The organism is Klebsiella sp. CSG-1, assembly GCF_056521145.1.
In genome coordinates this window covers 144,126-169,906 of sequence record NZ_JBWNLD010000006.1, presented here as the reverse complement: position 1 = coordinate 169,906, position 25,781 = coordinate 144,126, and the positions used below count along the sequence as shown (strand labels likewise).

Sequence of the window (25,781 nt, the reverse complement as noted above, 5' to 3'; positions counted from 1 at the left end):
TTATGCGCCGGATATTATCTGTATTACTGGAAAACGAATCAGGCGCCTTATCACGCGTCATCGGCCTTTTCGCCCAGCGCGGGTATAACATTGAAAGCCTGACGGTGGCCCCCACCGACGATCCGACGCTTTCGAGAATGACTATCCAGACCGTTGGCGATGAGAAAGCGATCGAGCAAATTGAAAAACAGCTGCACAAGCTGGTGGATGTCCTGCGTGTCAGCGAGCTGGGGCAGAATTCGCACGTTGAGCGTGAAATCATGCTGGTGAAAGTCCAGGCGAGCGGTTTTGGTCGTGAAGAGGTGAAGCGCAATACGGAGATTTTCCGCGGGCAAATCATCGATGTCACGCCGTCACTGTATACCGTCCAGCTGGTCGGGACCAGCGATAAACTGGACGCCTTTATTGCTTCGTTACGCGACGTTGCGCGGATTGTCGAAGTGGCACGCTCCGGTGTGGTAGGACTCTCGCGCGGCGATAAAATCATGCGCTGAGTCCCTGAAACTGACGTAAAAATAGCCCGACACAATCTGTCGGGTTATTTTTTTGCGAAATCGGTGGGAACTGTAGACAAAACCGGTTGCTGCGCTAACTATTCTGCGTTTAGATGTTATGAAAATGAATCCATAGCTGAAGAAAGGTTATGTTCTGTACTCATTACCCAAGGGGCAATTGTGAAACTGGATGAAATCGCCCGGCTGGCCGGTGTCTCGCGTACCACCGCTAGCTATGTGATTAACGGTAAAGCGAAACAGTACCGCGTCAGCGACAAAACGGTCGAAAAGGTGATGGCCGTCGTTCGTGAGCACAACTACCATCCGAATGCGGTCGCTGCCGGCTTGCGTGCAGGACGCACGCGTTCTATTGGTCTGGTGATTCCCGATCTGGAAAATACCAGCTATACCCGTATTGCTAACTATCTTGAGCGTCAGGCGCGCCAGCGCGGCTATCAGCTGCTGATCGCCTGTTCGGAAGATCAGCCTGACAACGAGATGCGCTGCATTGAGCATCTGCTACAGCGCCAGGTGGATGCCATTATCGTCTCGACGTCATTACCTCCTGAGCACCCGTTCTATCAGCGCTGGGCCAACGATCCTTTCCCGATTGTCGCCCTGGATCGCGCGCTCGATCGCGAGCACTTCACCAGCGTTGTTGGCGCCGATCAGGATGATGCCGAAATGCTGGCCGCCGAACTGCGCAAATTCCCGGGGGAAAATGTCCTGTATCTTGGCGCGCTACCGGAGCTGTCGGTCAGTTTCCTGCGTGAACAGGGCTTCCGTACCGCGTGGCATGACGATCCGCGTGAAGTGCAGTATCTGTACGCCAACAGCTTTGAACGCGAAGCGGCAGGGCAGCTGTTTGAGAAATGGCTGGAAACGCATCCAATGCCGCAGGCGCTGTTCACAACCTCATTTCCGCTGTTGCAGGGGGTGATGGATGTGACGCTGCGTCGGGAAGGGAAGCTGCCGTCCGAACTGGCTATTGCGACCTTCGGCGACAATGAGCTGCTCGATTTCCTGCAGTGTCCGGTACTGGCCGTGGCCCAGCGCCACCGCGATGTGGCGGAACGCGTGCTGGAAATTGTCCTCGCCAGCCTTGATGAGCCGCGTAAGCCAAAACCGGGGTTAAGCCGTATCCGTCGTAATTTGTATCGCCGGGGAAGTTTGAACCGTCGCTGATGCGCCAGGTTTTCGATCGCCGCATCGGCGTGTGTTGAAAAGCCGGAAAAGAGTGGCACGACTCGCCAGACGAAAGTCGTCTGGCGATAATCCGTACAAATTACCATAAAAAAGTAAATTTGAATCGCTTTCAGACAAATCCCTAAACTTCTTTACGCATTATTTTGTTTTATTCTGGAGTCGCCGCTTTCCGGCGCCCGTTAGCTATAAAAAAAGTTAAATCAGTCTTTATTTGTATTATTTTGTTACATTCATTAAGTTAATCGCTGAATTAACACTCATTTTACGGCTCATCACCCGGCCATCTCCCTGCACCCCGCGACAAGAGTGCTTCTCTGACGATAACAGGCACTGTTAACGGACATCATAATCGCCTAAAATGCCGCTCGCGTCGCAAACTGACACTTTATATTTTCCCACCGAAGATATTTTGTTGCTTTTAACTGTTACGAATTTGTTGGTTGTTTTCTTACACGTATTCATAGCGTTAATTTGCCTCGTTTGTTGATGATTATTTCATCAGGCCTAATATCGGCTGCAAATAATGGGTTTTTGAGCTTCGTTGGTATTCGTGCTGGCTTGACAAGCTTTTCCTCCGCTCCGTAAACTCCTTCTGGTGGGAATTTGTGGGTTAAAGTGGCGAAAAGGGGTGAGGCTGGCATGTTCCGTGGGGCAACGTTAGTCAATCTCGACAGCAAAGGCCGTCTGGCCGTACCGACGCGTTACCGCGACGGGCTGATCGAAGACGCTTCCGGTCAACTGGTTTGTACCATTGACATTCATCACCCGTGCCTGCTGCTTTACCCCTTGCCTGAATGGGAAATCATCGAGCAAAAATTGTCGCGTTTATCGAGCATGAATCCCGTTGAGCGGCGCGTCCAGCGTCTGCTTTTGGGTCATGCCAGCGAATGTCAGATGGATAATGCCGGGCGTCTCCTGATTGCGCCGGTGTTACGGCAGCATGCCGGGCTGACAAAAGAAGTGATGCTGGTCGGACAGTTCAATAAGTTTGAACTGTGGGATGAAACGACCTGGTATCAACGGGTCAAGGAAGATATCGACGCTGAGCAGTCGTCTACCGACGCGTTGTCGGAGCGTCTGCAGGATTTGTCTCTATAACATGATGGAAAATTTTAAACACACTACGGTACTTCTGGATGAAGCGGTTAACGGCCTGAATATTCGTCCGGATGGTATCTACATTGATGGGACCTTTGGTCGCGGTGGACACTCGCGCCTGATCCTTTCCCAACTGGGAGCGGAAGGACGCTTGCTGGCTATCGATCGCGATCCGCAGGCTATCGCCGTGGCGAAGACCATCGATGACCCTCGCTTTTCCATCGTACATGGACCTTTCTCTGCGCTGGCTGATTATGTTAGTGAGCGCGGACTAACTGGCAAGATCGACGGTATTCTTCTCGATCTTGGTGTCTCTTCACCTCAGCTTGATGACGCAGAGCGTGGCTTCTCGTTTATGCGCGATGGTCCGCTGGATATGCGTATGGACCCCACACGCGGCCAGTCTGCCGCCGAGTGGCTTCAGACGGCGGACGAAGCGGATATCGCCTGGGTGATTAAAACCTTCGGCGAAGAGCGCTTCGGTAAGCGTATTGCGCGCGCCATCGTCGAGCGTAACCGTATTGAGCCCATGACCCGCACGAAAGAGCTGGCGGAAGTGGTGACGGCGGCGACGCCGGTGAAGGACAAATTCAAACATCCCGCGACCCGTACCTTCCAGGCGGTGCGCATCTGGGTGAACAGTGAACTGGAGGAGATAGAGCAGGCGCTAAAAAGCTCGCTCAGCGTGCTGGCCCCGGGCGGGCGGCTTTCGATCATCAGTTTCCACTCGCTGGAAGACCGTATTGTGAAGCGCTTCATGCGTGAGCAAAGCCGCGGTCCGCAGGTTCCGGCCGGGTTACCGATGACCGAAGAGCAGCTCAAAAAACTGGGTGGCCGTGAGTTGCGAGCACTAGGCAAGTTGATGCCGGGCGAAGAAGAGGTGGCAGAGAATCCACGGGCCCGTAGTTCAGTTCTGCGCATTGCAGAGAGGACGAACGCATGATCGGCAGAGTGACAGAAGCCTTAAGCAAAGTTAAAGGATCGTTAGGAAGCAACGAGCGCCATGCCTTGCCTGGCGTCATCGGGGACGATCTTCTGCGGTTTGGGAAGCTGCCACTCTGCCTGTTCATTTGCATCATCATTACGGCGATTACCGTGGTGACGACGGCTCACCATACCCGTCTGTTAACCGCGCAGCGTGAACAACTGGTTCTGGAACGTGACGCGCTGGATATTGAATGGCGAAACCTGATCCTCGAAGAGAACGCGCTCGGCGATCATAGTCGGGTTGAGCGGATCGCGACCGAGAAGTTGCAGATGCAACACGTCGATCCATCACAAGAAAATATCGTTGTACAAAAATAAGGATTATTGCGACGCATGAAAGCAGCGCCGAAAACGCTAAAACCAAAACGTCAGGAAGAACAGGCCAGCTTTATTAGCTGGCGTTTTGCGTTGCTGTGCGGGTGTATTTTAATCGCGCTGTGTTTCCTGCTGGGCCGCGTGGCCTGGCTACAGGTGATCAGCCCGGACATGCTGGTTCGTCAGGGTGATATGCGTTCTTTACGCGTGCAGGAAGTCTCCACCGCCCGCGGAATGATTACTGACCGCTCCGGCCGCCCGCTGGCGGTGAGTGTGCCGGTGAAGGCTATCTGGGCGGACCCGAAAGAGCTGCATGATGCCGGCGGTGTGACCCTCGATAACCGCTGGAAGGCATTGGCCGATGCGTTAAACATGCCGCTGGATCAGCTGGCATCGCGCATCAACACCAACCCGAGAATGCGTTTTATCTATCTGGCGCGTCAGGTCAACCCTGATATGGCGGATTACATCAAGAAGCTGAAGCTGCCAGGGATACACATGCGCGAAGAGTCGCGCCGTTACTACCCGTCAGGTGAAGTTACCGCTCACCTCATTGGCTTCACTAACGTGGATAGCCAGGGGATTGAAGGGGTCGAGAAGAGCTTTGATAAATGGCTGACCGGTCAACCCGGCGAACGTATCGTGCGTAAAGACCGCTATGGCCGCGTTATTGAAGATATCTCCTCTACCGACAGCCAGGCCGCGCACAATCTGGCGTTGAGTATCGATGAACGCCTGCAGGCGTTGGTTTACCGCGAACTGAATAATGCCGTGGCGTTTAACAAAGCGGAATCGGGGAGTGCGGTCCTGGTCGATGTCAGCACTGGCGAAGTGCTGGCGATGGCGAACAGCCCTTCCTATAACCCGAATAATTTCTCCGGTACGGCGAAAGACATCATGCGTAACCGCGCCATCACCGACGTGTTTGAACCGGGTTCGACGGTCAAACCAATGGTGGTGATGACGGCGCTGCAGCGCGGCATTGTGAACGAAAATACCGTGCTGAATACCATTCCTTACCGTATTAACGGCCACGAGATCAAAGACGTGGCGCGCTATAGCGAATTGACCCTGACCGGGGTATTACAGAAGTCGAGTAACGTCGGTGTCTCCAAACTGGCGTTAGCGATGCCGTCCTCAGCGTTAGTAGATACTTACTCACGTTTTGGGCTGGGAAAAGCGACCAATTTGGGGTTGGTCGGAGAACGCAGTGGCTTATATCCTCAAAAACAACGGTGGTCTGACATAGAGAGGGCCACCTTTTCTTTCGGCTATGGGCTAATGGTAACGCCGTTACAGTTAGCGCGAGTCTATGCCACGATCGGCAGCTATGGCATCTATCGTCCGCTGTCGATTACCAAAGTTGATCCACCGGTTCCCGGTGAGCGCGTGTTCCCGGAACCTCTCGTTCGTACCGTCGTGCATATGATGGAAAGCGTGGCGCTGCCCGGCGGTGGCGGCGTGAAGGCGGCCATTAAAGGCTACCGCATTGCGATCAAAACCGGTACGGCGAAGAAAGTGGGGCCAGATGGCCGCTACATCAACAAATATATTGCTTACACCGCAGGCGTTGCGCCCGCCAGCCACCCGCGTTTTGCGCTGGTGGTGGTGATCAACGACCCGCAGGCGGGTAAATACTACGGCGGCGCCGTTTCCGCGCCGGTCTTCGGTGCCATCATGGGCGGCGTACTGCGCACCATGAACATCGAGCCGGATGCGTTGGCAACGGGCGAAAAAAGTGAATTTGTGATTAATCAAGGCGAGGGAACAGGTGGCAGATCGTAATTTGCGCGACCTTCTCGCTCCGTGGGTGCCAAATGCGCCGGAGCGAATTCTGCGAGAGATGACGCTGGACAGCCGGGTGGCTGCTTCCGGCGATCTCTTTGTCGCGGTATTAGGTCATCAGGCGGACGGGCGTCGTTATATCCCGCAGGCGATAGCGCAAGGTGTTGCTGCCATTATTGCAGAGGCCAAAGATGAGGCTGCTGACGGCGAAATCCGTGAAATGCACGGCGTGCCGGTCATTTATCTCAGCCAGCTCAACGAGCGCTTATCCGCGCTGGCCGGGCGTTTTTACCATCAGCCTTCCGGGCAAATGCGCCTGATTGGCGTCACCGGTACCAACGGTAAAACCACGACCACGCAACTGCTGGCGCAGTGGGCCAACTTGCTTGGTGAAACCAGTGCGGTGATGGGAACGGTCGGCAACGGTCTGCTGGACAAGGTTATTCCGACGGAAAATACCACCGGTTCTGCAGTCGATGTCCAGCACGTGCTTTCTGGCCTGGCAGGGCAGGGCGCTACCTTCGCGGCCATGGAAGTCTCTTCCCACGGTCTGGTTCAGCACCGCGTAGCGGCGCTGCAATTTGCCGCCTCGGTCTTTACTAACCTGAGCCGCGATCACCTGGATTATCACGGTGATATGGAACATTACGAAGCGGCAAAATGGCTGCTTTATTCCACCCATCATTGCGGACAGGCTATCGTCAACGCCGATGATGAAGTGGGCCGCCGCTGGCTGGCGAAGCTGCCGGACGCGGTTGCCGTCTCGATGGAAGATCACATTAACCCGAACTGTCACGGCCGCTGGCTGAAGGCTACGGCGGTGAACTACCACGATAGCGGGGCAACCATTCAGTTTGATTCCAGCTGGGGCAAGGGCGAAGTTGAAAGCCGTCTGATGGGCGCCTTTAACGTCAGCAACCTGCTGCTGGCGCTAGCCACACTGCTGGCGCTGGGCTATCCGCTGGCTGAGCTGCTGAAAACCGCGGCTCGACTGCAGCCGGTCTGCGGCCGTATGGAAGTGTTCAGCGCGCCGGGCAAACCGACCGTGGTGGTGGATTACGCCCATACTCCGGATGCGCTGGAAAAAGCGCTACAGGCGGCACGTCTGCATTGTAACGGCAAGCTGTGGTGCGTCTTCGGCTGCGGCGGTGACCGCGATAAGGGCAAACGCCCGCTGATGGGCGCCATCGCCGAAGAATTTGCCGATATTGTTGTCGTGACCGATGACAACCCGCGTACCGAAGAACCGCGCGCCATCATCAACGATATCCTCGCTGGTATGGTTGATGCCGGACATGCGAAGGTCAAAGAAGGCCGGGCTGAAGCGGTGACGAACGCCGTGATGCAGGCTGCCGAGGGGGATGTCGTACTGGTCGCGGGCAAAGGTCACGAGGATTACCAGATTGTTGGCAATCGCCGTCTTGACTACTCCGATCGCGTCACCGTCGCCCGTCTGCTGGGAGCGGTAGCATGATTCGCTTGATGTTAAGCCAGCTCGCCGACGTGACGCGTGGCGAACTGCAGGGTCGCGATCTGGCCATCGATGAGGTCACGTCGGATACCCGTAAGATCACGGCAGGCTGCCTGTTCGTTGCCTTAAAGGGTGAGCGTTTTGATGCTCACGATTTCGCGGAGCAGGCGAAACAAGCCGGCGCCGGCGCGCTGCTGGTCAGCCGTCAGCTGGAGTGTGATTTACCTCAGGTAGTGGTGAAAGATACCCGCCTGGCCTTTGGCGAGCTGGCGGCGTGGGTTCGCCAACAGGTGCCGACCCGCGTTGTGGCGCTGACCGGTTCTTCCGGGAAAACCTCGGTCAAAGAGATGACCGCAGCGATTCTCGGCCAGTGCGGCAATACGCTCTATACCGCCGGCAACCTGAATAACGATATCGGCGTGCCGATGACGCTGCTGCGTCTGACCAAAGAGCACCAGTATGCGGTTATCGAGCTTGGGGCGAACCACCAGGGCGAAATTGCCTGGACCGTCAGCCTGACGCGCCCGGAAGCCGCCCTGGTCAACAATCTCGCTGCCGCTCATCTTGAAGGCTTCGGTTCCCTCGCGGGCGTCGCGAAAGCGAAGGGCGAAATCTTTACCGGCCTGCCGGAAAACGGCATTGCCATCCTGAATGCGGACAATAACGACTGGCTGAACTGGCAAAGCGTGATTGGCGCACGCAAGGTATGGCGTTTCTCGCCGAATGCGGCCAACAGCGATTTTGCGGCTACCCAGGTTCATGTTACCAGCCACGGGACAGAATTTACGCTGCAAACCCCGATGGGGAACGTGGATGTTCTGCTGCCGCTGCCGGGTCGCCACAATATCGCTAACGCGCTGGCGGCTGCCTCGTTGGCTATGGCGGTGGGCGCCGACTTAAATGCGGTGAAAGCCGGTCTGGCGCAGCTGAAAGCGGTGCCGGGACGGCTGTTCCCCATTACGCTCGCCGAAAATCAGCTGCTGCTTGATGATTCCTACAATGCCAACGTCGGTTCAATGACCGCCGCGGTGCAGGTGTTGTCCGAGATGCCGGGCTACCGGGTGCTGGTCGTCGGCGATATGGCCGAGCTGGGTACGGAAAGCGCAGCGTGCCATCGTCAGGTTGGCGAAGCGGCAAAAGCGGCAGGGCTTGACCGCGTACTCAGCACCGGCGTGCTGAGTGCAGAGATTAGCCGCGCCAGCGGCGTGGGCGAGCATCTCAGCGATAAAGCATCGCTGGTGGCTCGGCTCCGTGAGCTGACGGCGGAACACAAGATCATCACCATTTTAGTGAAGGGTTCACGTAGTGCCGCCATGGAAGAGGTAGTACGCGCATTACAGGAGAATGGAACATGTTAGTATGGCTGGCCGAACATCTGGTCAAATATTATTCCGGCTTTAACGTCTTTTCCTATCTGACGTTTCGCGCCATCGTCAGCCTGCTGACCGCGCTGTTCATCTCTTTGTGGATGGGCCCGCGCATGATCGCCCGTCTGCAAAAACTCTCCTTCGGTCAGGTCGTACGTAGCGACGGCCCGGAATCGCACTTCAGCAAGAAAGGCACCCCAACCATGGGCGGGATCATGATCCTGACCGCCATTGTGGTCTCTGTCCTGCTGTGGGCCTATCCGTCCAACCCCTACGTATGGTGTGTTCTGACCGTGCTGATAGGCTACGGCATCATCGGTTTCGTCGATGACTACCGTAAGGTCGTGCGTAAAGACACCAAAGGGTTGATCGCCCGCTGGAAGTACTTCTGGATGTCGGTGATTGCGCTGGGCGTTGCGTTTGCGCTGTATATGGCCGGTAAAGATACGCCAGCGACCCAGCTGGTTGTACCGTTCTTTAAAGACATCATGCCTCAGCTGGGGCTGTTGTACATTCTGCTGGCCTACTTCGTGATTGTCGGTACCGGCAATGCGGTCAACCTGACCGATGGTCTTGATGGCCTGGCGATTATGCCGACCGTATTTGTGGCGGCGGGCTTCGCGCTGGTGGCGTGGGCAACGGGCAACATGAACTTTGCCAACTATCTGCATATCCCTTATCTGCGTCACGCCGGGGAACTGGTCATCGTCTGTACGGCGATCGTGGGCGCGGGTCTCGGTTTTCTGTGGTTCAACACCTATCCGGCACAGGTCTTTATGGGCGATGTCGGTTCCCTGGCCCTCGGCGGCGCGCTGGGCATCATTGCCGTGCTGCTGCGTCAGGAGTTCCTGCTGGTGATTATGGGTGGCGTATTCGTGGTGGAGACTCTGTCGGTTATTTTGCAGGTCGGTTCCTTCAAGCTGCGCGGTCAGCGCATCTTCCGTATGGCGCCGATTCACCACCACTATGAACTGAAGGGCTGGCCGGAGCCGCGCGTTATCGTGCGCTTCTGGATTATTTCGCTGATGCTGGTGCTGATTGGCCTGGCGACGCTGAAGGTACGTTAATCATGGCAGATTATCAGGGTAAAAAAGTCGTCATTATTGGCCTGGGAATGACCGGGCTGTCATGCGTGGACTTTTTCATGGCGCGCGGCGTGACGCCGCGCGTGATGGATACCCGCGTCGCGCCTTCCGGGCTGGAGAAGCTACCGGAAGAGGTAGAACGCTACGTGGGGGGCCTGAATGAAGACTGGCTGCTGGCAGCGGATCTGATTGTGGCAAGCCCTGGTATCGCGCTGGCGCATCCTGCGCTGAGCGCAGCGGCGGATGCTGGCGTGGAAATCGTCGGTGACATTGAGCTGTTCTGCCGCGAAGCGCAGGCACCGATTATCGCTATTACCGGTTCGAACGGGAAAAGCACCGTGACGACGCTGGTAGGCGAGATGGCAAAAGCGGCCGGCATGAATGTCGGCGTTGGCGGCAATATCGGCCTGCCGGCGCTGATGTTACTCGATGCGGACCGCGAACTGTACGTTCTGGAGCTCTCCAGCTTCCAGCTGGAAACCACCTCCAGTCTGCGGGCGGTGGCCGCAACGATCCTCAACGTGACCGAGGATCATATGGACCGTTACCCGCTGGGTCTGCAGCAGTATCGTGCGGCCAAACTGCGGGTGTATGAAAATGCGAAAACCTGCATTGTGAATGCCGATGATGGGCTGACGATGCCGGTACGCGGCGCCGATGAGCGCTGCATCAGCTTCGGCGTTGATGTCGGCGACTATCACCTTAACCGCCAGCAGGGAGAAACCTGGCTGCGAGTGAAAGGTGAGAAGATCCTGAACGTCAAAGAGATGCACATCACCGGGCAACACAACTACAGCAACGCGCTGGCTGCATTGGCGCTGGCTGATGCTGCCGGTCTGCCGCGGGCCAGCAGTCTCAAGGCGCTGACCACCTTTACCGGTCTGGCGCATCGTTTCCAGCTGGTGCTGGATCATAACGGCGTGCGTTGGATCAACGATTCCAAAGCCACCAACGTCGGCAGTACCGAAGCGGCGCTGAACGGGCTGCATCTGGACGGTACCCTGTATCTGCTGCTGGGTGGCGATGGGAAATCCGCTGATTTCACGCCGCTGAAGCGTTATCTGGCAGGCGACAATATCCGCCTGTACTGCTTCGGTCGCGATGGCGAGCAGCTGGCGGCACTGCGCCCGGAAGTGGCGACGCAAACCGGGACGATGGAAGAGGCGATGCGCCAGATTGCCCCGCTGCTAAAGTCGGGCGATATGGTGCTGTTATCGCCAGCCTGTGCCAGCCTCGATCAGTTTAAGAGTTTCGAACAACGGGGCGATGTCTTTGCCCGCCTGGCGAAGGAGTTAGGTTGATGCGTTTATCCCTCCCGCGCCTGAGAATGCCTCAGTGGAGACTGCCGCGCCTGCCGGGGATGTTTATCTTCGCCTGGCTGTTTGCGGCGTTGAAAGGCTGGGTGATGGGCTCGCGGCAGAAAGATAACGATAGCCTGGTTATGTATGACCGGATGCTGTTGTGGTTGACGCTTGGCCTGGCCGCCGTAGGTTTCATTATGGTGACCTCGGCTTCCATGCCGGTAGGGCAGCGGTTGGCCAACGATCCTTTTCTGTTCGCCAAGCGCGACGGGTTATACATTCTTCTGGCGCTGGGCCTGGCTCTCGTGACGCTGCGTCTGCCGATGGAGTTCTGGCAGCGGCACAGTACGGCAATGTTGATTGCGTCGATCGTCATGTTGCTGATCGTCCTGGTCGTCGGTAGCTCGGTAAACGGGGCATCGCGCTGGATTGCATTGGGTCCGCTGCGTATTCAGCCTGCGGAATTTACCAAGCTGTCGCTGTTTTGCTACATCGCCAACTACCTGGTGCGTAAAGGCGATGAGGTCCGGAATAACCTGCGCGGCTTCTTAAAGCCGATGGGCGTGATTTTCGTACTGGCCATTCTGCTGCTGGCGCAGCCGGACCTCGGTACGGTAGTGGTGTTGTTCGTCACCACCCTGGCGATGCTGTTTCTCGGCGGTGCCAAGCTGTGGCAGTTCATTGCCATTATCGGCATGGGGATCTCGGCGGTGGTGCTGCTGATCCTTGCCGAACCGTACCGTATTCGCCGCGTAACGTCTTTCTGGAACCCGTGGGAAGACCCGTTTGGCAGCGGTTACCAGCTGACTCAGTCGCTGATGGCTTTCGGCCGCGGCGAAATGTGGGGTCAGGGCTTAGGCAACTCGGTACAGAAACTGGAGTATTTACCGGAAGCGCATACCGATTTCATCTTCGCCATTATCGGCGAAGAACTCGGTTATATCGGTGTGGTACTGGCCCTATTAATGGTATTCTTCGTCGCCTTTCGCGCCATGTCGATTGGGCGTAAGGCGCTGGAGATTGATCATCGCTTTTCCGGCTTCCTGGCCTGCGCCATTGGAATCTGGTTTAGCTTCCAGGCGCTGGTTAACGTCGGGGCGGCGGCGGGCATGCTGCCCACGAAAGGCCTGACGCTGCCGCTTATCAGTTACGGCGGTTCCAGTTTGCTGATTATGTCGACGGCCATCATGTTGCTGTTGCGAATTGATTATGAAACGCGTCTGGAAAAAGCCCAGGCGTTTACACGGGGTGTTCGATGAGCGGTCAGGAAAAGCGGCTAATGGTGATGGCGGGCGGTACCGGTGGACATGTGTTCCCGGGGCTGGCGGTCGCGCACCATTTAATGGATCTGGGCTGGCAGGTTCGCTGGCTCGGTACCGCCGATCGTATGGAAGCGGATTTAGTGCCGAAGCACGGCATTGAAATTGATTTTATCCGTATATCCGGCCTGCGCGGTAAAGGGCTGAAAGCGCTGCTGTTAGCACCGGTGCGGATCTTCAACGCCTGGCGTCAGGCGCGGGCGATCATGAAGCGTTTCCAGCCGGATGTTGTGCTGGGGATGGGCGGTTACGTTTCCGGCCCTGGCGGTCTGGCGGCCTGGTCGCTGGGTATCCCGGTGGTGCTGCATGAGCAAAACGGCATTGCGGGCCTGACAAACAAATGGCTGGCAAAGATCGCGAAGAAGGTGCTGCAGGCGTTCCCTGGTGCGTTTCCGCATGCTGACGTGGTGGGCAACCCGGTGCGTACTGATGTGCTTGCGCTGCCGTTACCGGAACAGCGTCTGGTCGGGCGCCAGGGGGCGATTCGCGTGCTGGTGGTGGGTGGCTCGCAGGGGGCTCGCGTGCTGAACCAGACGATGCCGCAGGTGGCGGGGAAACTGGGCACGGCGGTCACTATCTGGCATCAAAGCGGGAAAGGCGGCCAGCAGACGGTGCAGCAGGCCTATGCGGATGCCGGGCAGCCGCAGCATAAAGTGACTGAATTTATTGATGACATGGCGGCGGCGTATGCCTGGGCCGATGTTGTTGTGTGTCGTTCCGGTGCCCTGACGGTAAGTGAAATTGCCGCAGCAGGTTTACCGGCGTTGTTTGTGCCGTTTCAGCACAAGGATCGTCAGCAGTACTGGAATGCACTGCCGCTGGAGAAAGCGGGTGCAGCGAAAATTCTCGAACAGCCTCAGTTCACCGTCGATGCCGTCGTGCAGACGCTGGCTGGCTGGGATCGGGAAACGCTGCTGGATATGGCGGAACGAGCGCGTAGAGCCTCGATTCCGGATGCTACCGAACGGGTAGCAGAAGAAGTGAGCGCTGCAGCACTGGCGCGCTAATCGCGGTGAATCTCACCGCCCGTATAAAGAAGTTGATGGCGTAAAGAATGAATACACAAGATCTGGCGAAACTGCGTTCCATAGTGCCCGAGATGCGTCGCGTCCGGCATATTCACTTTGTTGGCATCGGTGGTGCCGGTATGGGCGGTATTGCCGAAGTTCTGGCTAACGAAGGCTACCAGATTAGCGGTTCCGACCTGGCGCCGAATCCGGTAACGCAGCAGCTGTCGCAACTTGGCGCCACGATCTATTTCAATCATCGCCCGGAAAACGTTCGCGATGCGAGCGTGGTCGTCGTTTCCAGCGCAATCTCTGCGGAAAACCCGGAGATTGTTGCCGCGCATGAAGCGCGTATTCCGGTCATTCGTCGCGCGGAAATGCTGGCGGAGCTGATGCGTTTTCGTCATGGCATCGCGATTGCCGGCACCCACGGCAAGACCACGACCACGGCGATGGTCTCCAGTATTTATGCGGAAGCAGGTCTTGATCCCACCTTCGTCAACGGTGGACTGGTTAAAGCGGCAGGCGTTCACGCCCGCCTCGGGCATAGCCGCTATCTGATTGCGGAAGCGGATGAGAGCGATGCATCGTTCCTGCATTTGCAGCCGATGGTCGCCATTGTGACCAATATCGAAGCCGATCACATGGATACCTATCATGGCGACTTTGAGAATCTGAAGCAGACCTTTATTAACTTTCTGCACAACCTGCCGTTCTATGGCCGCGCGGTGATGTGCGTCGATGATCCGGTGATTCGTGAACTGCTGCCGCGCGTTGGCCGTCAGATAACCACCTACGGTTTTAGCGAAGATGCCGACGTGCGCGTAGAGGATTACCGTCAGGTTGGCGCCCAGGGCCACTTCCGCCTGGTTCGTCAGGATAAAGAGGTGCTGCAGGTGACCCTGAATGCGCCCGGTCGTCATAACGCGCTGAACGCGGCGGCGGCGGTTGCGGTCGCGACGGAAGAGGGCATTGATGACAGCGCGATCCTGCGGGCGCTGGAAAGTTTCCAGGGAACCGGCCGTCGCTTTGATTTTCTCGGTGAATATCCGCTGGCTGAGGTTAATGGCAAAAGCGGCAGCGCGATGCTGATCGATGACTATGGTCATCACCCGACAGAAGTGGATGCCACGATCAAAGCGGCGCGCGCCGGCTGGCCGGATAAAAATCTGGTGATGTTATTCCAGCCACACCGCTTCACCCGTACGCGCGATCTGTATGACGATTTCGCTAACGTGCTGACGCAGGTTGATGCGCTGCTGATGCTGGACGTTTATTCCGCCGGTGAAGCGCCGATTCCTGGCGCCGACAGCCGTTCGCTGTGCCGTACGATTCGCGGTCGCGGCAAGGTAGATCCGATTCTGCTTTCCGATCCGGCACAGGCAGCGCAGATGCTGGCATCGGTGCTGACCGGCAATGACCTGATCCTGGTGCAGGGCGCGGGAAACATTGGAAAAATCGCCCGCCACCTGGCTGAAATCAAACTCGTGCCGCAAAAAACGGAGGAGGAGCGCCATGGCTGATAAAATCGCGGTTCTTTTCGGCGGTACCTCTGCTGAGCGCGAAGTGTCGCTCAATTCAGGGACTGCGGTACTGGCAGGTCTGCGTGAAGCTGGCGTGGATGCGCACCCTGTCGATCCGCGCGACGTGGATGTTACCCAGCTGAAAGCGCTGGGCTTTAAGAAAGCGTTTATTGCGTTGCATGGTCGCGGTGGGGAAGATGGGACCTTGCAGGGGCTGCTGGAGCTGATTCAGTTGCCTTACACCGGCAGCGGCGTGATGGCGTCGGCGATCTCCATGGATAAAGTTCGCAGCAAATTGTTGTGGCAGGGCGCGGGATTACCGGTCGCTCCATGGGTTGCGCTGACGCGTGCGCAGTTCAATGCCGGCCTGTCTGCTGAAGTGGAACAGCAGATTGCCGCACTGGGTCTGCCACTGATTGTTAAACCGGCTTGCGAAGGTTCGAGCGTCGGCATGTCGAAAGTCAGCGAAAGTTGTGCATTACATAATGCATTGACGCTGGCTTTTCAGCATGATGAAGATGTTCTGATTGAGAAATGGCTTAGTGGGCCTGAATTCACCGTCGCTATCGTCGGTGAAGAAATTTTACCGTCAATTCGTATCCAGGTGGCTGGAACCTTCTATGATTATGAGGCGAAGTATCTCTCTGATGAGACGCAATATTTCTGCCCTGGTTGTGAAGATCCTGCCCGCGAGTCAGAAATTCAGGCCCTGGTCGTTAAAGCCTGGAATGTTCTCGGTTGTAAAGGTTGGGGACGTATTGACGTGATGCTGGACAGCGATGGCCAGTTTTATTTGCTGGAAGCAAATACATCCCCTGGCATGACCAGCCACAGCCTGGTGCCGATGGCGGCGCGTCAGGCCGGGATGAGCTTCTCGCAGCTTGTTGTTCGAATTCTGGACCTGGCGGGGTGATATGTCGCAGGCTGCGCTGAATACGCGGAACCACGAAGAAGAGGAAGCCTCTTCTTCGCGTCGGAGTAATGGAACTCGTCTGGCCGGGATTGTCTTCCTGCTGACGGTGCTATGTACCGTGTTGGTCAGCGGGTGGATGGTTCTGGGCTGGATGGAGGATGCACAGCGTTTGCCTCTGTCCAGGATGGTTGTTACCGGTGAGCGTCACTACACGCGTAATGATGATATCCGCCAGGCGATTCTGGCGCTGGGTTCCCCGGGGACCTTTATGACCCAGGATGTCAATATCATCCAGAGTCAGATTGAGCGTCTGCCGTGGATTAAGCAGGCGAGCGTCAGAAAGCAGTGGCCGGACGAATTGAAGATTCATCTGGTTGAATATGTGCCGATTGCGCGTTGGAATGATCAACATATGGTCGATGTAGAAGGCAATTCCTTCAGCGTCCCGGCGGATCGGACCAATAAGCAGAATTTACCGATGTTGTACGGCCCGGAAGGCAGTGAGAACGAAGTGTTGCAGGGGTATCGCGACATGGGGCAGGTACTGGCAAAGGATAAGTTCACGTTGAAAGTGGCGGCGATGACCGCACGTCGTTCCTGGCAGTTGACGCTGAATAACGATATTAAGCTCAACCTTGGCCGAGGCGATACCATGAAACGGCTTCAGCGCTTTATGGAACTCTACCCGGTTCTACAGCAGCAAGCGCAGACCGACGGCAAACGGATAAGCTACGTTGATTTGCGTTATGACTCGGGCGCGGCGGTGGGCTGGGTACCTGCTCCCGCAGAGGAAACTAATCAACAACAGAATCAGGCACAGGCAGAACAACAATGATCAAGGCGACGGACAGAAAACTGGTAGTTGGACTGGAGATTGGCACCGCGAAGGTTGCCGCTTTAGTAGGGGAAGTTCTGCCCGACGGCGTGGTCAATATCATTGGCGTGGGCAGTTGCCCATCGCGTGGTATGGATAAAGGCGGGGTTAACGACCTGGAATCCGTGGTGAAATGCGTTCAGCGCGCCATTGATCAGGCCGAACTGATGGCGGATTGCCAGATTTCGTCAGTGTATCTGGCGCTTTCAGGTAAACATATTAGCTGTCAAAATGAAATTGGCATGGTGCCGATTTCAGAAGAAGAAGTCACGTTGGACGACGTTGAGAACGTGGTGCATACCGCGAAATCGGTCCGCGTACGCGATGAGCATCGTGTCCTGCACGTTATCCCGCAGGAATACGCTATCGACTACCAGGAAGGGATTAAAAACCCGGTGGGTCTGTCTGGCGTACGTATGCAGGCAAAAGTCCATCTGATTACCTGCCATAACGATATGGCGAAAAATATTGTTAAAGCGGTGGAACGTTGCGGCCTGAAAGTGGACCAACTCATTTTCGCCGGTTTAGCGGCCAGTTATTCCGTGTTGACGGAAGATGAACGTGAGCTGGGTGTCTGCGTCGTGGACATCGGCGGTGGTACAATGGATATCGCCGTGTATACCGGCGGTGCGCTGCGCCATACCAAAGTGATCCCGTACGCGGGCAACGTGGTCACCAGCGACATCGCTTACGCTTTCGGAACGCCGCCGAGCGATGCCGAAGCGATTAAAGTTCGCCACGGTTGTGCGCTGGGTTCTATTGTCGGTAAAGACGAAAACGTCGAAGTACCGAGCGTGGGCGGGCGTCCGCCGCGCAGTCTGCAGCGCCAGACGCTGGCAGAGGTGATTGAGCCGCGTTATACCGAGCTGCTCAACCTGGTGAATGAAGAGATTCTGCAACTGCAAGAGCAGCTGCGCCAGCAAGGGGTGAAACACCATCTGGCGGCAGGGATTGTTTTAACGGGCGGCGCCGCGCAAATCGAAGGTCTTGCCGCCTGTGCTCAGCGCGTGTTCCATACGCAGGTTCGTATTGGCGCACCGCTGAATATTACCGGTTTAACGGATTATGCCCAGGAGCCGTATTATTCGACGGCGGTTGGGTTGCTGCACTACGGGAAGGAATCTCATCTCAGTGGTGAAGCAGAAGTAGAAAAACGCGTAACTGCATCAGTTGGCTCGTGGATTAAGCGACTTAATAGCTGGCTGCGAAAAGAGTTTTAATTTTTTAAGAGAACGCAGAAAATTAGCGTTCTCAGGCGACAGGCACAAAACGGAGAGAAACTATGTTTGAACCTATGGAACTGACCAACGACGCGGTGATTAAAGTCATCGGCGTCGGTGGCGGCGGTGGCAATGCCGTCGAGCACATGGTGCGCGAGCGCATCGAAGGTGTTGAATTCTTTGCGGTGAACACCGATGCGCAGGCACTGCGTAAAACGGCTGTTGGCCAGACAATTCAGATCGGTAGCGGTATTACCAAAGGTCTGGGTGCCGGTGCAAACCCGGAAGTCGGTCGCAATGCGGCTGATGAAGACCGTGAAGCGCTGCGTGCTGCTCTTGATGGTGCAGACATGGTGTTTATCGCGGCAGGTATGGGTGGCGGCACCGGTACCGGTGCAGCGCCAGTCGTCGCTGAAGTGGCGAAGGACCTGGGCATCCTGACCGTTGCGGTGGTCACTAAGCCGTTTAATTTTGAAGGCAAAAAGCGCATGGCGTTCGCCGAGCAGGGGATCACTGAGCTGTCCAAGCATGTGGATTCGCTGATCACCATTCCGAACGACAAGCTGCTGAAGGTTCTCGGCCGCGGCATCTCTCTGCTGGACGCTTTCGGCGCAGCAAACGACGTGCTGAAAGGCGCAGTGCAGGGTATCGCCGAACTGATTACCCGTCCGGGTCTGATGAACGTCGACTTTGCGGATGTGCGTACCGTAATGTCCGAAATGGGCTATGCGATGATGGGCTCCGGCGTGGCGAGCGGTGAAGACCGTGCGGAAGAAGCGGCTGAAATGGCTATCTCTTCTCCGCTGCTGGAAGATATCGATCTCTCCGGCGCGCGCGGCGTTCTGGTCAACATTACGGCCGGCTTCGACCTGCGTCTGGATGAGTTCGAAACCGTGGGTAACACTATCCGTGCTTTCGCTTCGGATAATGCGACCGTGGTTATCGGTACTTCCCTTGACCCGGATATGAACGACGAACTGCGTGTGACCGTTGTGGCCACCGGTATCGGTATGGACAAGCGTCCGGAAATTACCCTGGTGACCAACAAACAGGTTCAGCAGCCGGTCATGGATCGCTACCAGCAGCACGGTATGGCTCCGTTAACTCAAGAGCAGAAACCGGTTGCCAAGGTGGTGAACGACAATACACCGCAAACTGCGAAAGAGCCGGATTATCTGGATATCCCAGCGTTCCTGCGTAAGCAAGCTGATTAAGAATTGGCTGGAAGTTGGGCATCAGCGCTCTTTGTGCTAAACTGCCCACCCGAATGTATTGTACACTTCGGTTGGATAGGTAACTTGGCGAGATTATACGATGATCAAACAAAGGACTCTTAAACGTATCGTTCAGGCGACTGGCGTCGGTTTGCATACCGGCAAGAAAGTCACCCTGACGTTGCGCCCTGCGCCGGCAAATACCGGGGTCATCTATCGTCGCACCGACTTGAATCCACCGGTTGATTTTCCGGCTGATGCCAAATCTGTGCGTGATACCATGCTCTGTACTTGCCTGGTGAACGAGCATGACGTGCGGATTTCGACTGTCGAGCACTTGAATGCCGCACTGGCAGGCCTCGGCATTGACAACATCGTTGTTGAAGTCGATGCGCCGGAAATTCCAATTATGGATGGTAGCGCTGCCCCGTTCGTTTATCTGCTGCTGGACGCCGGCATCGATGAACTGAACTGTGCCAAGAAATTTGTACGCATCAAAGAGACCGTTCGGGTCGAAGATGGCGACAAATGGGCTGAATTCAAACCGTATAATGGTTTTTCGTTGGATTTTACCATCGATTTTAACCACCCGGCGATTGATGCAAGCAGCCAGCGCTATGCGATGAACTTCTCTGCTGATGCATTTATGCGCCAGATTAGTCGCGCTCGTACTTTTGGTTTTATGCGTGATATCGAATATCTGCAGTCCCGCGGCCTGTGCCTGGGCGGCAGCTTCGATTGTGCCATCGTTGTTGACGATTATCGCGTATTGAACGAAGACGGTCTTCGCTTTGAAGATGAGTTTGTGCGCCACAAAATGCTGGATGCGATCGGTGACCTGTTTATGTGTGGTCACAATATCATCGGTGCATTCACGGCGTTCAAATCAGGTCACGCGTTGAATAACAAACTGCTGCAGGCTGTTCTGGCAAAACAGGAAGCCTGGGAGTACGTGACTTTCGAAGACGAAGCAGAACTGCCGCTGGCATTCCGCGCACCGTCAATGGTTATGGCATAAGCCTGACCATTCAGTAAAACAGACTGGTAACCTGGTACTCTCTCCGACCAGGGAGCCAGTCTTTTTTCTTTTTTTGCCTTCCCCTGCTGGTTCTGCCCTGATTCTGCGGCGCTGTTCATTGTTCGTTCGCTGATTTATTGAACGTTTTTGCCTTGTCGCAACCGTCATTCCTGCTGCTGTCGTGCAGTATTAATGGTAGTATTTGGGCGCAAAAAATATTTCCTGGGGTTGCTTCAACTAAAGGTAACGTACGTGAGTGGATTGCTGACGCGCTGGCGACAGTTTGGCAGACGGTATTTCTGGCCGCATCTCCTGTTGGGGATGGTCGCGGCTAGCTTTGGCCTGCCTGCGCTGAGCAATAGCCACGAAACGGCCTCGCCGACGAAAACCACGGCCAGCAACCACAGCCCGAATAAAGTCAATTTCTCCCAGCTGGCGCTGCTTGACGCCAGCCGTCGACCGAATTTTACCGTCGATTACTGGCATCAGCATGCGATCCGCACGGTTATTCGTCATCTCTCATTTGCGATGGCGCCGCAAGCGCTGCCGGTTGCCGAAGAGCCTTCGCCATTCCAGGCGCAGCATCTGGCTTTGCTTGACACGCTCAGCGCACTGCTGACGCAGGAGAGCAAACCGCCGGTGATCGTTCGCCAGGCGGCTTACACCCCGTCCCATTCTGCATTTTCTGTCTCGGCCTGGATTAGCCAGGTGGCAGGGATTCGCGCAGGACCTCAACGTCTCAGCTGAACTAAAAACGGATGATTCTTTTTTGTGACTCCGCATCGCGGGGCGTTTGAGATTTTATTATGCTAATCAAATTATTAACTAAAGTTTTCGGTAGTCGTAACGATCGTACCCTGCGCCGTATGCGCAAAACCGTTGGCCTCATCAATGCCATGGAACCGGAGATGGAAAAGCTCTCCGATGACGAGCTGAAAGGCAAAACCGCTGAGTTTCGTGCTCGCCTTGAAAAGGGCGAAAGCCTGGAGAGCCTGATCCCGGAAGCCTTTGCCGTGGTTCGTGAAGCCAGTAAACGTGTATTTGGTATGCGCCACTTCGACGTCCAGCTGCTGGGCGGTATGGTGCTTAACCAGCGTTGCATCGCGGAAATGCGTACCGGTGAAGGTAAAACGTTGACCGCAACGCTGCCGGCCTACCTGAATGCATTGTCCGGTAAAGGCGTTCACGTGGTTACCGTCAACGACTATCTGGCACAGCGTGATGCTGAAAACAACCGCCCGCTGTTTGAATTCCTCGGTATGACCGTCGGGATCAACATGTCCGGTTTACCGGCGCCAGCCAAACGTGAAGCGTACGGTGCGGATATTACCTACGGTACCAACAACGAATACGGCTTTGACTACCTGCGCGACAATATGGCATTCAGCCCGGAAGAGCGCGTTCAGCGTAAGCTGCACTATGCGCTGGTGGATGAGGTGGACTCGATTCTGATCGATGAAGCGCGTACCCCGCTGATCATTTCCGGTCCGGCAGAAGACAGCTCGGAAATGTACAAGCGCGTGAACAAAATCATCCCGCACCTGGTTCGTCAGGATAAAGAAGATTCCGACACCTTTACTGGTGAAGGCCACTTCTCCGTTGATGAAAAAGCGCGCCAGGTTAACCTGACCGAACGCGGTCTGGTGCTGATCGAAGAGCTGCTGGTACAGGAAGGGATCATGGACGAAGGCGAATCGCTGTATTCGCCGTCCAATATTATGCTGATGCATCACGTGACGGCGGCGCTGCGCGCGCACGTGCTGTTCACCCGTGACGTTGACTATATCGTCAAAGATGGCGAAGTGATCATCGTCGACGAGCATACCGGTCGTACGATGCAGGGGCGTCGCTGGTCTGATGGTCTCCACCAGGCCGTTGAAGCGAAAGAAGGCGTGGATATCCAGAATGAAAACCAGACGCTGGCCTCCATCACCTTCCAGAACTATTTCCGTCTGTATGAGAAGCTGGCGGGGATGACCGGTACGGCAGATACCGAAGCCTTCGAGTTCAGCTCTATCTACAAGCTGGATACCGTAGTGGTGCCGACTAACCGCCCGATGATCCGTAAAGATATGGCGGATCTGGTCTATATGACCGAAGCGGAAAAAATTCAGGCGATCATCGAAGATATCAAAGAGCGCACTGCCGCAGGTCAGCCGGTTCTGGTCGGTACTATTTCGATTGAAAAATCAGAAGTGGTTTCCCATGAACTGACCAAGGCCGGTATCAAGCACAACGTGCTGAACGCGAAGTTCCACGCCAGCGAAGCGGATATCGTTGCCCAGGCGGGTTACCCGTCAGCGGTGACCATCGCCACCAACATGGCTGGTCGTGGTACGGATATTATGCTCGGCGGGAGCTGGCAAGCCGAAGTTGCTGCGCTGGAAGATCCGACACCGGAGCAAATCGCGCAGATTAAAGCCGACTGGCAGGTTCGTCACGATGCCGTTCTGGCGGCGGGAGGTCTGCACATTATTGGTACCGAGCGTCATGAATCCCGTCGTATCGATAACCAGCTGCGCGGCCGTTCTGGTCGTCAGGGTGATGCCGGTTCTTCTCGCTTCTACCTGTCGATGGAAGATGCCCTGATGCGTATCTTTGCCTCCGACCGTGTCTCCGGCATGATGCGCAAGCTGGGGATGAAACCAGGCGAAGCGATTGAGCACCCGTGGGTCACCAAGGCCATCGCTAACGCACAGCGTAAAGTCGAAAGCCGCAACTTTGATATTCGTAAGCAGCTGCTGGAATATGATGATGTTGCTAACGATCAGCGTCGCGCAATCTACAGTCAGCGTAACGAATTGCTGGACGTTTCTGATGTCAGCGAAACCATTAACAGCATCCGCGAAGATGTGTTCAAAGCGACCATCGATGCCCATATCCCGCCGCAGTCTCTGGAAGAGATGTGGGATGTTGAAGGTCTGCAGGAACGTCTGAAAAATGACTTCGACCTCGAGCTGCCGCTGAAAGAGTGGCTGGACAAAGAGCCGGAGCTGCATGAAGAGACGCTGCGAGAGCGTATTCTGCAGAGCGCAATTGAGACCTATCAGCGTAAAGAAGAAGTTGTTGGCGCCGAAATGATGCGTCATTTCGAGAAGGGCGTGATGCTGCAGACTCTGGACTCCCTGTGGAAAGAGCATCTCGCGGCGATGGATTACCTGCGTCAGGGTATTCATCTGCGCGGCTATGCGCAGAAAGATCCGAAGCAGGAGTACAAACGTGAGTCCTTCTCCATGTTTGCCGCGATGCTGGAATCACTGAAGTATGAAGTGATCAGCACCCTGAGTAAGGTTCAGGTGCGGATGCCGGAAGAGGTTGAGGCAATGGAGCAACAGCGCCGCGAGGAAGCCGAACGTCTGGCGCAGATGCAACAGCTTAGCCATCAGGATGACGAAACTGCCGCCGCGGCTGCGCTGGCTGAGGAAACCGGCGAGCGGAAAGTGGGGCGTAACGATCCTTGCCCGTGTGGTTCCGGTAAAAAATATAAGCAGTGCCACGGCCGTCTGAACTAAGCTCAGAGCATGAAAATAAAGGCGCAGATATCTGCGCCTTTTTTATGGAATGATCACGATGAAACAACTGCAAATTTCCGTGGGTATTATCCGCAATCCACAAGGGGAGATCTTTATCACCCAGCGAGCCGCCGATGCCCATATGGCCAATAAACTCGAGTTTCCCGGCGGTAAAATTGAAGCCGGAGAATCTGCGGAACAGGCGCTGGTGCGTGAACTGCAGGAAGAGGTGGGGATTACGGTAAGCTCATCCCGCCTGTTTGATAAGCTGGAGTATCAGTTCCCTGACCGCCACATTACCCTGTGGTTCTGGCTGGTGGAAGAGTGGTCCGGCGAGCCGTGGGGGAAAGAGGGGCAGCCCGGGCAGTGGATTGCGCAACGGGCATTAGTCCCTGAGGCGTTTCCGCCGGCGAATGAACCCATTATTACCAAATTAGTGCAGGCGGCTTCCTGAATCAGCGTTCCCGGACAAGGCGTGATGTTGCCTTGTCCGGAAATCGGTCACGGTTGCTGTTCCTCGCTCCAGCCATCGCTATCGGACAGATCGCTCGCGCTGGGAATGCGTTTTTCTTCTGCAGCCCATTCACCCAGATCAATCAGCTGGCAGCGTTTAGAGCAAAAGGGCCGGTACAGGCTCTGTGCGTTCCAGACCACGGATTTACCGCAGGTGGGGCAATTGACGATCGTCTCTTCTGACATTATTTCTCCTTAACAACAGGCCAGTTCAAAATCAAAACGCTCAGGTACGACCCCGAGCTCGCTATCCAGCGGCAGGAAGCGGATAGCGAAACGGCTCTTATGGCCGGAGATTTGAGGATAGAGCTGGCTGGCAATATCCAGCCGCAGACGTAGCAGGTCGGCATCTTCGCCATTGTCCTGATAAAAGCCGTTGAGACTGGTCTGCTTACGGAATGGGGCGGCATTACGAATCAGATCGAGGATAAGCACCAGAGATTGCGTCAGCGGAGCAAGGCTGGCTATCCAGACTCCGACCTGTTCGTCACGGTATGCCTGCGGCATGTGCAGCCAGATATGCAGCGTGGGCAAATCAAAGCTGCAGCAGCCGCCGGGAATGCTCAGACGCTGGCGTACCAGCGCAATCAAACGGTCTTCACGCAGGAACTGTCCGATGCGCGGCGCGGACATCAGCGTGGCGCCGCACTGCTTCAACTGCTGACGCAAGGCGTCAATACGTTCGCCATCGACGCCGGGAATGTCTACCCATGACTGTAATTTCCGCTGCTGGCGCTCCAGCTCTTTTAGCAGGTCCGTCCTGACCTCTCCACGTTCCAGTACATCTAAAAGATCGCCCGCGTTGCGGAAAAAATGGAGTGCATCGGCGTAGCTGGAGATTGTCGGATGAACGGACAATTGCTGAGTCAAAAATTCAATACGCAGCCAGGTGCGCATTTTCTCGTTGAGTGGATGTTCAAACAGAACGGGGGTGTGCATTACGATTTTTCCTGTGAGGCGGCCTGCGATGCCAGCATTAGATACTTTTCATGCAGGCGGGCAACATCCGATGCGACGGCATCCGGAGGGCCCATGTTTTCAATGACATCATCCGCAACGGCAAGGCGCTGTTCGCGCGTCGCCTGGGCGGCAAGAATATGTTCTGCATGTTCACGACTGACCCGATCGCGAAGCATCGTACGCGCGATCTGCATCTCTTTTGGAACATCAACGACCAGCACGCGATCGGCATTCGCGGCCAGCCGGTTTTCTACCAGTAAGGGGACGACCCAGAGAAGATAAGGGGAGCTCGCGGCCAGCATCTGCCGGCGAGTTTCCTGCTGAATGAGCGGATGTAATAGCCCGTTAAGCCAGGTTTTATCCTCAGGGTGAGCAAAGATTTTTTCACGCAGAGCGCGGCGGTTCAACGTGCCGTCATCATTGAGCATCTGTGAACCAAAGTGAGTGGCGATGGCCTGAAGCGCGGTGGTTCCGGGTTCTACAACCTGGCGGGCGATAATGTCAGCGTCAATAACGTTAATCCCAAGCCGGGAAAATGCATCGGCCACGGTACTTTTGCCACTGCCAATGCCGCCTGTTAACGCTACCGTATACCTCAT

Annotated in this window: 24 protein-coding genes; 21 read left to right on the top strand and 3 right to left on the bottom strand. The window is 55.9% G+C overall.

All coding sequences use genetic code 11. The annotated features are described in order from the left end of the window. The first annotated feature begins 2 nt into the window (after positions 1-2). The 21 genes from ilvN to mutT all read left to right on the top strand — a co-directional run bounded on the left by ilvN (position 3) and on the right by mutT (position 24,163). On the top strand, positions 3-494 hold the full coding sequence (gene ilvN, locus AC007G_RS16355) for an acetolactate synthase small subunit (protein ID WP_004857843.1): 492 nt from the start codon (positions 3-5) through the stop codon (positions 492-494). A 180-nt stretch (positions 495-674) separates the two neighbouring features. Then, positions 675-1,679, top strand: a complete 1,005-nt coding sequence (gene cra / locus AC007G_RS16350) for a catabolite repressor/activator (RefSeq protein WP_032689488.1) — start codon at positions 675-677, stop codon at positions 1,677-1,679. Between the two features lie 660 nt (positions 1,680-2,339). Then, positions 2,340-2,798 carry a division/cell wall cluster transcriptional repressor MraZ gene (mraZ, locus tag AC007G_RS16345; protein ID WP_004857850.1) on the top strand — a complete coding sequence of 153 codons (459 nt, stop codon included), beginning with the start codon at positions 2,340-2,342 and terminating at the stop codon, positions 2,796-2,798. Between the two features lies 1 nt (position 2,799). Further along, positions 2,800-3,741 (top strand): 16S rRNA (cytosine(1402)-N(4))-methyltransferase RsmH, encoded by a 942-nt coding sequence (gene rsmH / locus AC007G_RS16340; protein ID WP_004857852.1) that lies wholly within the window; start codon positions 2,800-2,802, stop codon positions 3,739-3,741. Beyond that, positions 3,738-4,103, top strand: a complete 366-nt coding sequence (ftsL, locus tag AC007G_RS16335; protein ID WP_004857854.1) for a cell division protein FtsL — start codon at positions 3,738-3,740, stop codon at positions 4,101-4,103. Before rsmH ends, ftsL begins: the two co-directional genes overlap by 4 nt. 15 nt (positions 4,104-4,118) lie before the next feature. Continuing rightward, positions 4,119-5,885, top strand: coding sequence for a peptidoglycan glycosyltransferase FtsI (locus tag AC007G_RS16330; protein WP_032689487.1), 1,767 nt, complete (start codon positions 4,119-4,121; stop codon positions 5,883-5,885). Continuing rightward, entirely contained in the window at positions 5,872-7,359 is a 1,488-nt protein-coding gene (gene murE / locus AC007G_RS16325; protein WP_072000033.1) for a UDP-N-acetylmuramoyl-L-alanyl-D-glutamate--2,6-diaminopimelate ligase, read from the top strand. Before AC007G_RS16330 ends, murE begins: the two co-directional genes overlap by 14 nt. Next, complete coding sequence (gene murF, locus AC007G_RS16320; protein WP_134935622.1) at positions 7,356-8,714, top strand: UDP-N-acetylmuramoyl-tripeptide--D-alanyl-D-alanine ligase; 1,359 nt, start codon at positions 7,356-7,358, stop codon at positions 8,712-8,714. The genes murE and murF overlap by 4 nt, the downstream gene beginning before the upstream one ends. Further along, on the top strand, positions 8,708-9,790 hold the full coding sequence (mraY, locus tag AC007G_RS16315) for a phospho-N-acetylmuramoyl-pentapeptide-transferase (protein WP_004857865.1): 1,083 nt from the start codon (positions 8,708-8,710) through the stop codon (positions 9,788-9,790). The genes murF and mraY overlap by 7 nt, the downstream gene beginning before the upstream one ends. Before the next feature lie 2 nt (positions 9,791-9,792). Continuing rightward, positions 9,793-11,109, top strand: a complete 1,317-nt coding sequence (gene murD, locus AC007G_RS16310) for a UDP-N-acetylmuramoyl-L-alanine--D-glutamate ligase (RefSeq protein ID WP_046853098.1) — start codon at positions 9,793-9,795, stop codon at positions 11,107-11,109. Beyond that, positions 11,109-12,368 carry a cell division protein FtsW gene (gene ftsW / locus AC007G_RS16305; protein WP_142630735.1) on the top strand — a complete coding sequence of 420 codons (1,260 nt, stop codon included), beginning with the start codon at positions 11,109-11,111 and terminating at the stop codon, positions 12,366-12,368. Before murD ends, ftsW begins: the two co-directional genes overlap by 1 nt. Beyond that, a complete protein-coding gene (murG, locus tag AC007G_RS16300) occupies positions 12,365-13,435 on the top strand; it encodes an undecaprenyldiphospho-muramoylpentapeptide beta-N-acetylglucosaminyltransferase (RefSeq protein ID WP_064793479.1) in 1,071 nt (356 codons plus the stop codon). The genes ftsW and murG overlap by 4 nt, the downstream gene beginning before the upstream one ends. A gap of 47 nt (positions 13,436-13,482) precedes the next feature. Then, positions 13,483-14,958, top strand: a complete 1,476-nt coding sequence (gene murC, locus AC007G_RS16295) for a UDP-N-acetylmuramate--L-alanine ligase (protein ID WP_032689482.1) — start codon at positions 13,483-13,485, stop codon at positions 14,956-14,958. Beyond that, the gene (locus AC007G_RS16290; protein ID WP_032689481.1) at positions 14,951-15,871 is read left to right on the top strand and encodes a D-alanine--D-alanine ligase; all 921 of its coding nucleotides are present in this window, start codon (positions 14,951-14,953) and stop codon (positions 15,869-15,871) included. The genes murC and AC007G_RS16290 overlap by 8 nt, the downstream gene beginning before the upstream one ends. Before the next feature lies 1 nt (position 15,872). Then, a complete protein-coding gene (gene ftsQ, locus AC007G_RS16285; RefSeq protein ID WP_004857878.1) occupies positions 15,873-16,706 on the top strand; it encodes a cell division protein FtsQ in 834 nt (277 codons plus the stop codon). Further along, positions 16,703-17,965 (top strand): cell division protein FtsA, encoded by a 1,263-nt coding sequence (ftsA, locus tag AC007G_RS16280; protein ID WP_004857881.1) that lies wholly within the window; start codon positions 16,703-16,705, stop codon positions 17,963-17,965. The genes ftsQ and ftsA overlap by 4 nt, the downstream gene beginning before the upstream one ends. Before the next feature lie 62 nt (positions 17,966-18,027). Then, a complete protein-coding gene (ftsZ, locus tag AC007G_RS16275) occupies positions 18,028-19,179 on the top strand; it encodes a cell division protein FtsZ (RefSeq protein ID WP_004857884.1) in 1,152 nt (383 codons plus the stop codon). Between the two features lie 100 nt (positions 19,180-19,279). Next, complete coding sequence (lpxC, locus tag AC007G_RS16270; RefSeq protein WP_004857886.1) at positions 19,280-20,197, top strand: UDP-3-O-acyl-N-acetylglucosamine deacetylase; 918 nt, start codon at positions 19,280-19,282, stop codon at positions 20,195-20,197. A 252-nt stretch (positions 20,198-20,449) separates the two neighbouring features. After that, the gene (secM, locus tag AC007G_RS16265) at positions 20,450-20,944 is read left to right on the top strand and encodes a secA translation cis-regulator SecM (protein ID WP_064793478.1); all 495 of its coding nucleotides are present in this window, start codon (positions 20,450-20,452) and stop codon (positions 20,942-20,944) included. A 59-nt stretch (positions 20,945-21,003) separates the two neighbouring features. Beyond that, positions 21,004-23,709, top strand: coding sequence for a preprotein translocase subunit SecA (gene secA, locus AC007G_RS16260; protein ID WP_064384860.1), 2,706 nt, complete (start codon positions 21,004-21,006; stop codon positions 23,707-23,709). Between the two features lie 58 nt (positions 23,710-23,767). Continuing rightward, entirely contained in the window at positions 23,768-24,163 is a 396-nt protein-coding gene (gene mutT, locus AC007G_RS16255; RefSeq protein WP_032689478.1) for an 8-oxo-dGTP diphosphatase MutT, read from the top strand. Between the two features lie 47 nt (positions 24,164-24,210). Here the strand turns inward: mutT and yacG are convergent, their stop codons facing one another. The 3 genes from yacG to coaE are packed head-to-tail and all read right to left on the bottom strand — an operon-like array spanning position 24,211 to position 25,781. Further along, on the bottom strand, positions 24,211-24,408 hold the full coding sequence (gene yacG / locus AC007G_RS16250) for a DNA gyrase inhibitor YacG (RefSeq protein WP_032689477.1): 198 nt from the start codon (positions 24,406-24,408) through the stop codon (positions 24,211-24,213). A 9-nt stretch (positions 24,409-24,417) separates the two neighbouring features. Further along, entirely contained in the window at positions 24,418-25,161 is a 744-nt protein-coding gene (zapD, locus tag AC007G_RS16245; protein ID WP_133959979.1) for a cell division protein ZapD, read from the bottom strand. Next, the gene (coaE, locus tag AC007G_RS16240; protein ID WP_133959980.1) at positions 25,161-25,781 is read right to left on the bottom strand and encodes a dephospho-CoA kinase; all 621 of its coding nucleotides are present in this window, start codon (positions 25,779-25,781) and stop codon (positions 25,161-25,163) included. Before coaE ends, zapD begins: the two co-directional genes overlap by 1 nt.

What these genes read in the sequence shown, in the direction of transcription:
- ilvN (WP_004857843.1), top strand. Translation starts at nt 3, where the DNA reads ATGCGCCGGATATTATCTGTATTACTGGAAAACGAATCAGGCGCCTTA.
- AC007G_RS16330 (WP_032689487.1), top strand. Translation starts at nt 4,119, where the DNA reads ATGAAAGCAGCGCCGAAAACGCTAAAACCAAAACGTCAGGAAGAACAG.
- mutT (WP_032689478.1), top strand. Translation starts at nt 23,768, where the DNA reads ATGAAACAACTGCAAATTTCCGTGGGTATTATCCGCAATCCACAAGGG.
- yacG (WP_032689477.1), bottom strand. Translation starts at nt 24,408, where the DNA reads ATGTCAGAAGAGACGATCGTCAATTGCCCCACCTGCGGTAAATCCGTG.
- murC (WP_032689482.1), top strand. Translation starts at nt 13,483, where the DNA reads ATGAATACACAAGATCTGGCGAAACTGCGTTCCATAGTGCCCGAGATG.
- mraY (WP_004857865.1), top strand. Translation starts at nt 8,708, where the DNA reads ATGTTAGTATGGCTGGCCGAACATCTGGTCAAATATTATTCCGGCTTT.
- secA (WP_064384860.1), top strand. Translation starts at nt 21,004, where the DNA reads ATGCTAATCAAATTATTAACTAAAGTTTTCGGTAGTCGTAACGATCGT.
- ftsA (WP_004857881.1), top strand. Translation starts at nt 16,703, where the DNA reads ATGATCAAGGCGACGGACAGAAAACTGGTAGTTGGACTGGAGATTGGC.
- rsmH (WP_004857852.1), top strand. Translation starts at nt 2,800, where the DNA reads ATGATGGAAAATTTTAAACACACTACGGTACTTCTGGATGAAGCGGTT.
- murF (WP_134935622.1), top strand. Translation starts at nt 7,356, where the DNA reads ATGATTCGCTTGATGTTAAGCCAGCTCGCCGACGTGACGCGTGGCGAA.
- lpxC (WP_004857886.1), top strand. Translation starts at nt 19,280, where the DNA reads ATGATCAAACAAAGGACTCTTAAACGTATCGTTCAGGCGACTGGCGTC.
- murG (WP_064793479.1), top strand. Translation starts at nt 12,365, where the DNA reads ATGAGCGGTCAGGAAAAGCGGCTAATGGTGATGGCGGGCGGTACCGGT.
- mraZ (WP_004857850.1), top strand. Translation starts at nt 2,340, where the DNA reads ATGTTCCGTGGGGCAACGTTAGTCAATCTCGACAGCAAAGGCCGTCTG.
- ftsL (WP_004857854.1), top strand. Translation starts at nt 3,738, where the DNA reads ATGATCGGCAGAGTGACAGAAGCCTTAAGCAAAGTTAAAGGATCGTTA.
- AC007G_RS16290 (WP_032689481.1), top strand. Translation starts at nt 14,951, where the DNA reads ATGGCTGATAAAATCGCGGTTCTTTTCGGCGGTACCTCTGCTGAGCGC.
- zapD (WP_133959979.1), bottom strand. Translation starts at nt 25,161, where the DNA reads ATGCACACCCCCGTTCTGTTTGAACATCCACTCAACGAGAAAATGCGC.
- ftsQ (WP_004857878.1), top strand. Translation starts at nt 15,873, where the DNA reads ATGTCGCAGGCTGCGCTGAATACGCGGAACCACGAAGAAGAGGAAGCC.
- coaE (WP_133959980.1), bottom strand. Translation starts at nt 25,781, where the DNA reads ATGAGGTATACGGTAGCGTTAACAGGCGGCATTGGCAGTGGCAAAAGT.
- murD (WP_046853098.1), top strand. Translation starts at nt 9,793, where the DNA reads ATGGCAGATTATCAGGGTAAAAAAGTCGTCATTATTGGCCTGGGAATG.
- ftsZ (WP_004857884.1), top strand. Translation starts at nt 18,028, where the DNA reads ATGTTTGAACCTATGGAACTGACCAACGACGCGGTGATTAAAGTCATC.
- ftsW (WP_142630735.1), top strand. Translation starts at nt 11,109, where the DNA reads ATGCGTTTATCCCTCCCGCGCCTGAGAATGCCTCAGTGGAGACTGCCG.